The 12,862-nt window shown below is 69.8% G+C and carries 13 protein-coding genes; 5 read left to right on the forward strand and 8 right to left on the reverse strand.

What is annotated here, in order from left to right:
• Positions 1 to 24: 24 nt before the first annotated feature.
• A complete protein-coding gene (locus P1P70_RS01385; protein WP_319233845.1) occupies positions 25 to 975 on the reverse strand; it encodes a helix-turn-helix domain-containing protein in 951 nt (316 codons plus the stop codon).
• 343 nt (positions 976 to 1,318) lie between these two features.
• Between P1P70_RS01385 and P1P70_RS01390 the strand changes: the two genes are divergently transcribed.
• A complete protein-coding gene (locus P1P70_RS01390) occupies positions 1,319 to 2,500 on the forward strand; it encodes an acyl-CoA dehydrogenase family protein (protein ID WP_319233847.1) in 1,182 nt (393 codons plus the stop codon).
• Complete coding sequence (locus tag P1P70_RS01395; RefSeq protein WP_319233849.1) at positions 2,497 to 2,991, forward strand: flavin reductase family protein; 495 nt, start codon at positions 2,497 to 2,499, stop codon at positions 2,989 to 2,991. The genes P1P70_RS01390 and P1P70_RS01395 overlap by 4 nt, the downstream gene beginning before the upstream one ends.
• Before the next feature lie 156 nt (positions 2,992 to 3,147).
• On the opposite strand, the gene P1P70_RS01400 is transcribed toward P1P70_RS01395, so the two are convergent.
• The 7 genes from P1P70_RS01400 to P1P70_RS01430 all read right to left on the reverse strand — a co-directional run bounded on the left by P1P70_RS01400 (position 3,148) and on the right by P1P70_RS01430 (position 9,741).
• On the reverse strand, positions 3,148 to 4,113 hold the full coding sequence (locus P1P70_RS01400; RefSeq protein ID WP_319233851.1) for an electron transfer flavoprotein subunit alpha/FixB family protein: 966 nt from the start codon (positions 4,111 to 4,113) through the stop codon (positions 3,148 to 3,150).
• Positions 4,114 to 4,204: 91 nt separating this feature from the next.
• Positions 4,205 to 4,984: an electron transfer flavoprotein subunit beta/FixA family protein gene (locus P1P70_RS01405; RefSeq protein WP_319233852.1), complete on the reverse strand. Its 780-nt coding sequence runs from the start codon at positions 4,982 to 4,984 to the stop codon at positions 4,205 to 4,207.
• Positions 4,985 to 5,010: 26 nt separating this feature from the next.
• Positions 5,011 to 6,189 (reverse strand): acyl-CoA dehydrogenase family protein, encoded by a 1,179-nt coding sequence (locus tag P1P70_RS01410; RefSeq protein WP_319233854.1) that lies wholly within the window; start codon positions 6,187 to 6,189, stop codon positions 5,011 to 5,013.
• 109 nt (positions 6,190 to 6,298) lie between these two features.
• Entirely contained in the window at positions 6,299 to 7,570 is a 1,272-nt protein-coding gene (locus P1P70_RS01415) for a CaiB/BaiF CoA transferase family protein (protein ID WP_413471401.1), read from the reverse strand.
• Between the two features lie 55 nt (positions 7,571 to 7,625).
• A complete protein-coding gene (locus tag P1P70_RS01420) occupies positions 7,626 to 8,084 on the reverse strand; it encodes a zinc ribbon domain-containing protein (protein WP_319233856.1) in 459 nt (152 codons plus the stop codon).
• Positions 8,085 to 8,413: 329 nt separating this feature from the next.
• Positions 8,414 to 9,055: an HAD family hydrolase gene (locus P1P70_RS01425; RefSeq protein WP_319233857.1), complete on the reverse strand. Its 642-nt coding sequence runs from the start codon at positions 9,053 to 9,055 to the stop codon at positions 8,414 to 8,416.
• Between the two features lie 5 nt (positions 9,056 to 9,060).
• The gene (locus tag P1P70_RS01430) at positions 9,061 to 9,741 is read right to left on the reverse strand and encodes an SDR family NAD(P)-dependent oxidoreductase (protein WP_319233858.1); all 681 of its coding nucleotides are present in this window, start codon (positions 9,739 to 9,741) and stop codon (positions 9,061 to 9,063) included.
• Between the two features lie 326 nt (positions 9,742 to 10,067).
• On the opposite strand from P1P70_RS01430, the gene P1P70_RS01435 reads away from it, so the two are divergent.
• From P1P70_RS01435 to P1P70_RS01445, 3 genes are read left to right on the forward strand one after another with little or no spacing between them, the layout of a single operon-like run.
• On the forward strand, positions 10,068 to 10,895 hold the full coding sequence (locus P1P70_RS01435) for an IclR family transcriptional regulator (protein ID WP_319233859.1): 828 nt from the start codon (positions 10,068 to 10,070) through the stop codon (positions 10,893 to 10,895).
• Positions 10,896 to 10,938: 43 nt separating this feature from the next.
• Positions 10,939 to 11,799: a fumarylacetoacetate hydrolase family protein gene (locus tag P1P70_RS01440; protein WP_319233860.1), complete on the forward strand. Its 861-nt coding sequence runs from the start codon at positions 10,939 to 10,941 to the stop codon at positions 11,797 to 11,799.
• An 11-nt stretch (positions 11,800 to 11,810) separates the two neighbouring features.
• Positions 11,811 to 12,842: a zinc-dependent alcohol dehydrogenase gene (locus P1P70_RS01445; protein WP_319233863.1), complete on the forward strand. Its 1,032-nt coding sequence runs from the start codon at positions 11,811 to 11,813 to the stop codon at positions 12,840 to 12,842.
• The last annotated feature ends 20 nt before the right edge of the window (positions 12,843 to 12,862 follow it).

Raw genomic sequence — 12,862 nt, forward strand, 5'->3', positions numbered from 1 at the left:
TCCTGCGTCGCGGACCGGCCGACGTCATCGACGGTCGGTGCGCGCCTCTCGGGGACTCATGCCGTACTTCGCCTTGAAGGCGTGACTGAAGTGGGCCGGGTCCGCGAAACCCCAGCGCCCTCCGATGGCGCCGACCGGCAGGTGGTTCAGGGACGGATCGGCGAGGTCGCGGCGGCACCGGGCGAGTCGCTGTTCCCGGATCCACCCCGAGACCGTGTGCCCCCGTTCCGCCAGCAACTTGTACAGGTAGCGACGGGAAATGCGGTGGGCGGCCGCGATCCCCTCGGGGCTCAGCCCGGGGTCGGCGAGCCGCTGTTCCATGTGGACGAGGACACGTTCGGTGAGCCGGCCCGAGCCGTCCGCCTCGGTGGTCCGAACCGCGTCGGCGTGCTCCACGAGCAGCGTGCCGACCAGGTCGATGACGTTGTCGGCGAGCCGTGGCGTGGCTCGGGCCTCCACGTGCTCCATCTGGCGCGCCAGCCCGTGCAGGAGCGGCAGGACCACCTGGCCAAGGCCGTCGTGGCAGGGCACCGGCGTCGCCGTCACGCGCGCCAGATCACGTTCCCTCAGCTGCAACATGGCCTGCGGGAACATCAGTACGAGGCCGGTGTGCGACTGGTCGAGATCGTAGGTGAAGGGACGGCGCGTGTCGTAGACGACCAGTTCACCCGGCCCCACCTGGGCCTGGCGGTCCCGCTGGGTGAGCACGCCCCGCCCGGTGAGCTGCAGAGTGAGCTGGAGGAAGTCGGGGGCGTCGGAGGCGATGTGCCGGCGGGTACGAGCAATGCTGTGCGGTGCGGCCGAGATGACCGACATCTGTACCTGGCCGACCCTCACTGCGTGCAGTGACGCGCTGAAGTCGGCGCTCTCGCGCGGTCGGACCTCCAGGGGCACGAGATTCTGGCTCACAGCGTCCCGCCAGCATTCCAGTCGCTCGGTGGCCGTGCCTTCGCTCGGTGTCGTGATCCGGGGCATGTGGCTCTCCTCCCGGTGCGTCCGGCCCCCGAGAAACGGGCTCGGACGGCACTCCTGGCGAGGAATGCTAAGTCCTCCCGGGCGATCCGCAACCGGCTCCGGGGAGTGTTCTCAGCCACGCAAATCACCCGTGCTCCCGGACACAAGCAGGACCCTCCTGCCGACCCGCATCATGCGAGCAGTGCCCGAGGCGCCTCGTACAGCGTTCGTGCAGGACGAGCACGAACGCCCCCGCGAAGCCGTTCCGCGCAGAAGCCGTTCCGCGCAAGCAATGTGAGGCGTCATCCCACAGCCACGAAGCGGCCCAGACGCTCCCTGACCGCACACACCCCAAGGATCGATCATGACGACATTGCTCGAACCGGTCCCGTCCCACGACCGGGAGGCCGACGACGGCGTACTCGGCCGCGTCCGTGCGCAGCTGCCCGAGATCGCCGCGCGTTCCGCCGAGGCCGAAGAGGCCCGAGCCGTTCCCCCGGAGATCGTCGCCGCTCTGCGCGAGGCCGGTGTGTTCCGGATGAGCCTGCCCCGGGAATGGGGCGGCGAGCAGCTCGACCTGGTGCGGAGCGCTCATGTGGTCCGGGAGATCTCAAGGGCCGACGGGTCGACCGGCTGGACCGTTCAGGCGGCCTCGATGGCCTGGTTCTTCGTACGGTCGCTGCCGCGGGAGACGCTCGAGAAAGAGGTGTTCGGCGATGGCGCCGACCTGATGCTCCGTGGGGCGATAGCCCCCAAGGGCAGGGCGACCCCGGTGGCGGGCGGCTACCGGCTCAGTGGGCGCTGGCCGCTGGCCAGCGGATCGTTCACCCCGGACTGGTTGCTGGCGGGTTTCGTGGTCGAGGGCGCGCCCGCGTTGCCGGACGGCCGCCCTGACATGCGTGTGGCGCTGCTCCGCCCCGAGCAGGCCACGTTTCTCGACACCTGGGACGCGGTGGGCCTACGGGCCACGCAGAGCACGGACTTCACGATGGACGACGTCTTCGTTCCCGAGCGCTTCACGGGCCCGCTGATGGGCGACAACCACATCCCCGCCCCCTTCTACGACCTGCCGTACACCGCCACCGGCGCCTCGCACGACGCCGTCGTCATCGGTTGTCTGGACGGCGCGCTCGGCGACCTCACGGAACTGGCCGCCACCAAGCGGCCGGCGTTCGACCCGAGGATGGTCATCGGCCAGGACCCGGTGTTCCAGGAGAAGTTCGCCGAACTGCATCTGCGCACCGCCGCGCTGTGGGCACTGCTCGAACAGACCGGCGCCACGGTCATGAACCGGGCACTCGCGGGAGAGGAGCCCACCCCGGCCGAGTGGTTCGGCTACACCGGCGGCCACCAGCACATCCACCACGAGGGCATCCGGATCCTCAACGAGGTCATGACGTTGTCGGGCAGCTCCGGGCTGTACAGCTCGAACCCCCTGCAGCGGCGCTGGCGCGACGTCCGCTGCGTCGCCCAGCACGTGGCCGGCAACAACGGTTCGCTGCGGCGTCTGGGCGCGGTCCTGTCGGGTCAGGAGGGCGTTCGATGAGCCCGCTCGTGACGACGCCGACGGATCCGGCCGTGCTGCGCCAGGCGTTCGGCTGCTTCCCGTCCGGGGTGACGGCTCTGTGCGCCCTCGACGCGGGGACGCCCGTGGGCATGGCCGCCAGTACGTTCACGCCGGTGTCCCTCCAGCCACCGCTGGTGTCGGTCTGTGTTCAGGACACCTCGTCGACCTGGCCGAGGCTGCGCAGACAGAACAGGCTGGGTCTGAGCGTTTTGGCCGAGGGGCAGGACATGGTCTGCCGCGCGCTGGCCGCCCGGGGCGGGGACCGGTTCGCGGACGTCGGCTGGGAGAGCGGCGAGGACGGCGGTGTGTACGTCCACGGTGCCAGCCTCTGGCTCGACTGTTCGGTCCATGCCGAACTCCCCGGCGGCGACCACACGATCGTCCTGCTGGAGATCCACGGGCTGAAGGCTGATCCCGACCGGGAACCGCTGGTGTTCCACGGCAGCCGGTTCCGGCGCCTGGCCGCCTGACGAGCCGAGGCGGAGCTGCCGGCCCAGCACCATGCGGGTGCCAGGCCGGCAGCTCCACCTCCGTGCACCGGTCCCCGACTCCAACCGACTCCGACGGTGGGGCCGGCAACAGGAGTTGTCGATACGGGCGGAGGCGGAGGCGAACGCCTCGGCCGGTCAACCGTCAGTGCGGCGGGCCGTCACTTCCCGCGTGATCTGAGGCGCCACCGCGAACAGGTCACCGACGACGCCGTAATCGGCCAGGCCGAAGACGGGGGCCTCCGGGTCCTTGTTGACCGCGACGATCGTCTTGGACGTCTGCATACCGGCGAGGTGTTGGATGGCCCCGGAGATGCCAAGGGCGACATACAGCTGGGGCGAGACGGACTTGCCTGTCTGGCCCACCTGGTACTGGTGCGGGTAGTAGCCGGCGTCGACCGCCGCGCGCGACGCGCCCACGGCTCCTCCGAGCGCGTCGGCCAGTTCCTCCACCACCTTGAAGCCGTCCGCCCCTCCGACGCCGCGTCCACCGGAGACCACGACAGCCGCCTCGGTGAGAGCGGGACGGTCACCCGCGAGCGCGGCGCGGCGGGCGACGACGCGGGCGGACGCCGCGGGGTCGATGGGCGGCAGCGCGAGTGCGTGCTGCGTCGCCACCACGGGATGCTCTTCCGGCTCGAAGGAGCCCGGCCGTACGGCGATCACCGGTATGCCGTGGGTGACCCGCGCGTGCACGGTGCACGAGCCGCCGAAGACGATCTGGGTGACCTCACCGGACGGGTCCAGGTCGACCGCGTCGATCAGCACCCCGGCGTCCAACCGCGCGGCGAGACGCCCGGCCACCTCCTTGCCGTCCGTCGTCGCCGAGACCAGCACTGCGGCGGGAGAAACCTCCCGGACCGCGAGCTCGAGGGCGTCGACGGACGGTGTGCCGAGGAAGTCGCCCGCCTCGGTCGACTCGGCCGCGTAGACGCTCATGGCACCGTGGCGGGCGAGGGATTCCTTGAGGCGGGCCGTGGTGCCGGGGGTTCCCGCGACGACGGCGGCCGGGGCGCCCAACCTCCGTGCGGCGGCCAGGAGTTCGTACGTGGACTTGTGCACACGGTCCTCGTCGTGGTCGACGAGGACGAGGACATCGGGCATGGGCGCCTACTTCTGATCGTGCTTCTGGCTGGACGTGCTTCTGGCCGTGCTTCCGGTGGTACTTCCGGTCGTACGCCTGTGGCTGGGCGGTTCAGACGAGCTTCTGGGCGATCAGGTATTCGACGAGTCGCCGGCCGGCCGAGCCGTCGTCGGTGATACGGGTTCCCGCGACCCGCGCCGGACGCGGTACGGCCTTCACCACACGGGTTGCGGTCACACGGAACCCTGTGCCCGCGTCGGGGAACAGGTCATCGAGATCGACCGTCTCCACCGGCTTCTTCTTCGCGGCCATGATCCCCTTGAAGGAGGGGTAACGCGGTTCGTTGATCTTCTCGGTGACGCTGACCAGCGCGGGCAGTGGCGCGTCGAGCGTCACCTCGCCGTCCTCCGTCTCACGCTCCGCACGGACGCGGCCCGCGTCCACCGTCAACTCCCTCGCGTGCGTCAACGGCGGCAAGCCGAGCAGGTCGGCGACAACGGCGGGCACCGCGCTCGACTGTCCGTCGGTCGTCGCGTTGCCCGCCAGCACCAGATCCACATCCCGCACCGTCCGCACGGCCGCGGCCAGGACCCTCGCCGTGGTCACCACGTCGGCTCCACGGAGCCGGTCGTCGCAGATGTGGATGCCGCGGTCCGCCCCCATGGCCAGGACCTTGCGGATGGCCTCCAGCGCCGATTCGGGTCCCATCGACACGACGGTGACCTCGGCGCCCGTCGTTTCCTTCAGCGTCAGCGCCTCCTCCGCGGCGCGCTCGTTGATCTCGTCCAGGACGAGGTCGGCGTCCTCGCGGGCAAGGGTGTGGTCAGCCCCGGAGAGCGTGCGTTCGGCAGCCGTGTCCGGGACCTGCTTGACGAGTACGACGATGTTCACGGGTGTCTTCCCCAGGTCCGCGGCGGTCACCGGAACGCCGGGTAGCCGGTGATGGCCTGCCCGACGACCAAGGTGTGCATCTCGCTGGTGCCCTCGTAGGTGAGGACGGACTCCAGGTTGTTGGCGTGGCGCAGCGGCGAGTACTCCAGGGAGATGCCGTTGGCACCCAGGATCGTGCGGCATTCGCGCGCGATGGCGATCGCCTCCCGGACGTTGTTGAGCTTTCCGACGCTGATCTGCTCGGGCCGGATGCGGTGCTGGTCCTTGAGCCGGCCCAGGTGCACGGCGAGCAGTGCGGCATTGCCCACGGAGACGCTCATGTCGGCGAGCTTCTTCTGGGTGAGCTGGAAGCCACTGATCGGCTTGTCGAACTGCACGCGGGAGTCGGCGTACTCGATGGCCGCCTGGATGCTGTCGCGGGCCGCGCCGACCGCGCCGAACAGGATGCCGAAGCGGGCCTCGTTCAGGCAGGACAGTGGGCCGCGCAGGCCCTGGGCGTGCGGCAGTCGTGCCGAGTCGGGCAGGCGTACGTCGTCGAAGTACAGCTCCGAGGTGATGGACGCGCGCAGCGACATCTTCTGCTTGATGTCGTGGGTGGTGAAGCCGGGAGTCCCGCGGGGGACGAGGAAGCCGCGGATGCCGTCCTCGGTCTGGGCCCAGACGGTGGCGACATCGGCGATGCCGCCGTTGGTGATCCACATCTTGGAGCCGTTGAGGATCCAGTCGGCACCGTCGCGGACGGCGCTGGTACGCATCCCGGACGGGTTGCTGCCGAAGTCGGGTTCGGTCAGGCCGAAGCAGCCGATCGCCTCACCGGCGGCGAGGCGGGGAAGCCACTCCTGCTTCTGTTCCTCCGAGCCCCACTTCCAGATGGAGAACATCGACAGGGAGCCCTGCACGGAGACGAAACTGCGGAAGCCGGAGTCCGCGGCCTCCAGCTCCAGGCAGGCGAGTCCGTAGCTGACCGCGTTCGTCCCGGCGCAGCCGTAGCCTTCGAGGTGCATGCCCAGCACACCCAACTTGCCGAGTTCGGGGGCGAGTTCACGAGCGAAGTGCGCGTTCTCGAACCACTCGCCGATGTGCGGACGCACCCGGTCGGCGAGGAACTTGGCGACGGTGGCCTGGATCTCACGCTCCTCGTCGGTGAGGGTGGAGGGGAGGTCGAGCAGATCGAGGGGGTCCTTCATCGGCTTGGCGCCGCTCATCGTGAACTCCTGGGGTTGGTGGTGATCGGTCGGTAATGGGTGGTGATCGGTCGGTGATCGGTCAATGATCGGTCGGTGATCGGTCGGTCGTGGTGTCGCGCCGGAACGGTCAGCCGGCAGCTTGATCCGGCGCGGGGGCGTGGTCGTCGTCTGGAGAGCGGTGCAGGATCTCTGCGGAGTGCTGGCCCAGGCGGGGTGGTGGCAGGCGGTACTGGGCGGGCGTGCCGCTCAGCGCGATGGGGTTCGCGACCTGGCGGAAGGGTCTGCCCTGTGCTCCGTCGGCGGACGCGTCGGGAATCTCGACGGCGGGGATCTCGACGATGCCGGGAAGGCCGAGCTTCCGGGCGAAGTCGAATGCCTCGTCAAGGGTGTTGACCGGCCCGGCGGGTACCCCGGCGGCCAGCAGGACGGCCGACCAGTGGTCCGCGCCGACGGTGCCCAGCCGTCGCGTCAGGATGTCCCGCAGTTCGGTGCGGTGGGCAACCCGGTCGGCATTGGTGCGGAAGCGGTCGTCACGCGCGAGACCGGGTTCTCCGATGAGGTCGGCGAGCGCCGCGAACTGTCGGTCGTTGCCCACCGCGATCGCGATCGGGCGATCTGCGGCGGAGAAGGTCTCGTACGGTGCGATGCTCGGGTGCGCGTTGCCCATACGGCCCGGGACCACACCGGCGACGGCGAACGCCGACGCCTGGTTGACCAGGGCGGACAGCAGCGAACTCAGCAGGTTCACCTCCACGAGCTGCCCTTCCCCGGTGGCGTCCCGGTGTCGGAGGGCCGCGAGGATGCCCAGCGACGCGTGCAGGCCGGTGATCACATCGACAAGGGCCACCCCTGCTTTCACCGGCTCCCCCGCCGCGTCACCGGTCACGCTCATCAGACCGCCGACGGCCTGCACCAGCAGGTCGTATCCGGGGATCGCCGCACCCGCGCCGCCGCCGAAGCCGCTGATCGAGCAGTAGACCAACCCCGGTTGCCGGGCACGGAGTTCGCGAGGGCCGAGGCCGAGCCTCTCCATGGTTCCGGGCCGGAAGTTCTCCACGAGCACATCGGACTCCGCGACCAGGGCGCGGGCCTGTTCAAGGCCCGCGTCGGTCGTCAGGTCCAGGGCCACGGACCTCTTGTTGCGGTTGACGCCGAGGAAATAGGTCGACGTGCCGTCGTGGTCCGCCGGCGGGTGCCAGGCCCGGGTGTCGTCGCCGATGCCCGGCCGTTCGACCTTCACCACGTCCGCCCCGAGGTCGGCGAGGAGCATGGTGGCATAGGGCCCCGCGAGAACCCGGGAGAAGTCGGCGATGCGCAGACCCTCCAGCGCCCCGCGCCCCACTCCTCCGAGAACACCGGCCGCTTCGTCCGGCGCATTGTGCTGGGTGCTCACGCACATTCCTCTCTGCTCGTCGGTCCTTCGCTCGCGTACGGCAATGTCCCGGCCGTTCCCCTCACCACCGGCGCTCCGAAGTCGGCGGGCGGGTGGGTTCGACGACGGGAAGTCCCTGACCGAGGGGAGCGACCACTCGTACGACACTGACTCTCGATCCGACCGTGACCGACGCCATACCGGTCGTCCGGCAGAGCAGGTTGAAGCCCTCGTTCATCGCGACGAACCACGTGTGGTGAGGGACCTGGCCATGGCGACGGACGACGATCCCGTCGCCCGCACTGCGTTCGCGTCGAAACGTCACGGAGCCGCAGGCACGGCAGAACGAGCGGCGGTAGGCCGCAGTGCCGCACCAGAGACAGCGCTGGAAGAACAGTTCGCCGTCTTCCGCCGGTGCGTCGGGCGCCGATCGCATGGCGGGCGCGGTCGTGGCGGGCACCGTCGTGGCGGCGGCAGCCGCTTCCTCGTCGTCCCTGTCGTCCCTGAGCTCGGTGTCTTCACGGATGTCTGTCTGCAGCATCACGGCCTCCTTCACGCAGTTCGGTGACCCGAAACGGGAGATGTTCGGTGACCCGAAACGGGAGATCGGAATCCGATCCGGCTCCACCACCCTGGCCCTGCCGCGGACCGCCGGTCAACGACGAGCTGACGCATCTTTGTGCGCCGGACGCGTTCCGTTCCCCGAGGTCAGAGCCCCTTCCAGGCGCTACGCTCGCTACGGCCCCGAGACCTGACAGCGGGGGGACACAGCGCCAATGAGCGGGAACGAGACGCCCCGCCGGGGTGGTCCCGGCGGGGCGTTGGTTGGTCGGCGAGGTGTCGCAGTCGTCGGCACAGTGGCGGTGGTCCTCAGCTGATGAGGGCGGGTGGGAGTTCGACGAGGGAGTGGCTGACGCGGATGCCATCCGTGGTGCCCTGGCCGGAGTTGGTGTTCGCCCGGTCGAGCCAGTAGGGGTGCAGGCCCGCGTCGTGGGCTCCCACGGCGTCGAGGGTGTACTTGTCTCCGACGTAGGCCACTTCGTGTGGCTGGAGGCCGAGGCTTGCGCAGCCTGCGAGGAAGATGCTCGGTGCGGGCTTTGCTGCGCCGTGCTGGTCCGAGCAGACGAGCGCGGTGCTGAAGTAGGGCAGCAGGCCGATGGCGTGGAGTTTGCCGCGCTGGTGGTCGACGGACGAGTTGGAGACGATCCCGAGGCGGTAGTCCCGCGCGAGTTTCCGCAGGACGGGCTCGGCATCGGGAAACGCTGCCCAGGCGGCGTTGCGGTGAGCCTCGTACTCAGCGGACCAGGCGGAGGCCTCGTGGTCCGACATGGCGGAGGTGTCGTGCCCGATGTGGGAGAGGAATCGACGGGTGCGTTCGCGCCGTTGTTCGGTGAAGGTGAGCTCGCCGCTCCGGAAGCGTGCGCCTCTGACCTGCTGGAACTGCTTCCGGCGTGGGCGAGCATCCCACGAGTGCGGCGTGGAAAGAGGCAGCTGGTTCCGTCGCAAGCGCACGGCTCTCAATACGTCGCCCGCCCGCCGCTGATGTCGTAGACCGCGCCGGTGGAGAAGCTGACCCGGTCCGAGGCGAGAAAGGCGACCAGTTCCGCCACCTCTTCCGGGCGTCCGATCCGCTGCATGGGAATGAGGCCGGTGATGTGTTCGAGCACGTCGGGAGCGGTGCTGTCGTTCATGGGGGTGGCGATCACCGCGGGTGTGATGACGTTGACGAGGACGCCGCTGGTGGCCAGTTCCTTGCCCGCCGACTTGGTGAGCGCGATCACGGCCGCCTTGGACGCGGAGTAGGGCGACAGGTTGGGGTTGCCGTCCTTGCCGGCCATGCTCGCGAAGTTGACCACGCGTCCCCAGCCCCGGTCGCGCATCCCGGGGACGAACATCCGCATGGTGTTCACCGTGCCCAGGACGTTGACGTCGAGGACCCGGCGCCACTCCTCGATGGTGGTCTCCGTGAGCGGCTTGTTGGGGCCGACGATGCCCGCCGAGTTGACGAGTATGTCCACCGGTCCGATCTCGTCGCGGATCTGGCGCAAGGCCTGGTCGTCCGTCACGTCGGCGCAGACGTCGGCACCGTGGAGGTCCAAGGTCGTCACCCTCACCCCTTCGCTCCGCAGCCTCTGGGCGGCGGCTCGGCCGAGTCCGCTGGCGCCTCCGGTGACGAGGGCCGCCTTCGTGGTCGTCATGGCTCTCCTGTGAGTCGAGGGCGTGGGTACGAACGCGTGAGCGTGCACGCTGTGAAGGGGGCGGCCTCCGCAGCGGTCCGGAGGCCTTCAGCTCGGGGGCAGAAGCCCCCGGTCCGGAGGCAACAACCCGGCAGGGCCGGCGGGTCCCTCCCGCCTCGTACACGCCGTCGCGCACCGAGGCCGCGACCTCGTCGAGGTGCGCGTTGCAAGGAGTCAGGTCCGAGGCCGTGTCGGCGATGGCGATGGCGATCTGCAGCCGTGGGCTGCGGAGCGTCATCCCGAACCTCTTCCAATAGTCGGTATGACGTTCTAAAATGTGGAACGCCATGAAGCATACGCAGACATACGACGGATCGACAGACCCCGGCGAGAACGGCGCTACCGGCGCCGACGGTGGCCGGCTTGTGGGCTCGGACCGCGTGCTCGCAGTCCTCAAGGAGCTCGCTCGGTACTCCGACGGGGCGGGCTTGGACGAGCTGACGCACCTGATGGGCAGCCCGAAGCCGACCGTGCACCGGGCTCTCGCCGCCCTGCGTCGGGCCGGGCTGGCCGACCAGGACGCCCACGGCCGATATGTGCTCGGCGACGAGTTCCTGCGCATGGCCTTCGCCCACCACGAGGCCCGGCCCGACCACGTCCGCGTGCGGCCGGTACTCGAAGCTCTCGCGCACCGGTTCGGCGAGACGGCTCACTATGCGGTCCTCGACGGCCGGGAGGTCGTCTACCGCGCCAAGGTCGATCCACCCACCGGTGCCGTCAAGCTGACGTCGACCATCGGCGGACGCAATCCCGCTCACGCCACCGCCGTCGGCAAACTGCTCCTCGCCTCGCGCCTGGGTGCCTTGGAGGAAGTCGAGGCGTGGGTCGGCGATTCGCCTCTGGAACGGCGCACCCCGCAGACCCTCTGTACGCCCCCCGACCTGCACCGTGAGTTGAGGGCCACGGCCGAACGGGGGTACGCCGTCGACGACCAGGAGAACGAGACCGGCGTCAACTGTGTCGCTCTGCCCGTGTTCGCCACCTCGCCCACAGCTCCCTCGGGATCAGTGAGCATCAGCGCGCTGGCCTACCGGATGCCCTTGGCCACCCTGCTGGACGCCCTCGACGAGATCCGGGCTCTGCTCGGTCCTCTCGGCGAGCCCTACTGCCGATAGCCCTGTCCCTCCCCCATCCGACCGAAGCCTGGAGACAACCCCCGTGTACCTCATGCGCATTGGCGAACCCGGCGCCGAGAAGCCCGTCGCCCGCGTCGACGACGAGACGTACGTCGATCTGTCGGACGTCGTCGCCGACTTCGACGAGACGTTCTTCGACGGCGGCGGCATCGACCACGTCCGACCCCTCGTGGCCGAGCGGGTCGCCGCAGGCCGGGTCTCCCGGTTCGACGGAGAACGCATCGGCGCCCCCATCGCGCGCCCGCACCAGATCCTGTGCATCGGGCTCAACTACCGTGACCACGCGGCCGAGAGCGGCATGCCCGTGCCCGACGAGCCGATCCTGTTCACCAAATCGCCCAACACCCTGATCGGACCGAACGACGACGTGCGCATCCCGCGTGGCTCCACCAAGGCCGACTGGGAGGTGGAACTCGGCATCGTCATCGGCCGCCGCACCAGCTACCTGGAGTCGGTCGACGAGGCCCGCGCCGCCATCGCCGGTTATGTGGTCGTCAACGACGTCAGCGAGCGCGCCTTCCAATTGGAGCGCGGCGGGCAGTGGGCCAAGGGCAAGTCCGCCGAGACCTTCAACCCGGCAGGCCCCTGGCTCGCGACCGCCGACGAGGTCGACGACGTGCTCGGCCTCGACATGTGGCTCGACGTCAACGGCGTGCGCCGGCAGACTGGCAGCACCAAGACGATGATCTTCGACCCGTTCTTCATCGTGCACTACCTCAGCCAGTTCCTCGTGCTGGAGCCCGGCGACCTGATCAACACGGGCACTCCGCCCGGCGTCGGTATGGGCTTCACCCCGCCCGTCTACCTCCAGCCGGGCGACGTGATGGAACTGGGCATCAAGCAGCTCGGCACCCAGCGCCAGAACGTGCTCGGGCCCCGGTGAGCCTGCCCTCCATGCGTGCGTTCGTCCTGACGGCACCCGGCGTCCACGAGGTCCAGGACCTCCCGGCGCCGGTGGCCGGGCCCGGCGAAGCCGTCATCGAGGTCGAGCGGGTCGGCGTCTGCGGCACCGACGTGGAGTTCTTCACCGGCGAGATGGCCTACCTCCACCAGGGCCACTCCACCTACCCGATGCGGCTCGGCCACGAATGGTGCGGCCGTGTCACGACGGTCGGCGACGGCGTCGATCACGGGTGGATCGGTCGACGCGTCATGGGCGACACCATGATCGGCTGTGGATCCTGCCGACGCTGCCGGCGCGGGCACCAGCATGTCTGTGAGAGGCGGCACGAGGTGGGCATTCGCACCGGCCGTCCCGGCGCCCTGGCCGAGCAACTCGCCGTTCCGGCGAGCTCGTTGCACGCCCTGCCGGACTCCGTCGACGAGGTGCTCGGCGCGCTGGTGGAGCCGGGCGGGAACGCCCTGCGCGCTGCTCGGGCCACCTCGGCGGGGGCCGGGGACCGGGCACTGGTCCTGGGCCCGGGGACGATCGGGCTGCTGAGCGCGATGTTCCTGCGCGCCGCCGGGGCGGAAGTCCACCTCATGGGCATCACGGAGGGCTCGCTCGCCTTCGCCCGGAGTCTCGGTTTCGAGCACGTGTGGACGGAGGACGGGTTGCCGGACCTGCCGTTCGACGCCGTCGTCGACGCCTCGAACGCGGCCCATCTGCCCGACAGAGCGCTCGAGTTGGTCGAACCCGCCGGCCGCCTCGTGTACATCGGCCTGGCGGGCGAACCCAGCAGGATCGACACCCGCACCCTCGCACTCAAGGACATCACCGCCGTCGGCATCCTGTCCGCTTCCCCCGGCCTCGCCGCCACCATCCACGCCTACGCCGACGGATCGATCGACCCCAGGCCCCTGGTCGCCGCGACCGTCGGACTCGCCCAGGCCGGTGCGGTCCTCGCCGGCGAGCGGCCGCCGGACGCGGGATCCGGCCCGAAGATCCATGTAGACCCCCGTCGACACGCGGTCCGATCAGCCTGAGGAGTGGACATTCCCAAGGC

The sequence above is a fragment of the Streptomyces sp. MB09-02B genome (genome assembly GCF_033794485.1).
Classification (GTDB): Bacteria; Actinomycetota; Actinomycetes; order Streptomycetales; family Streptomycetaceae; genus Streptomyces.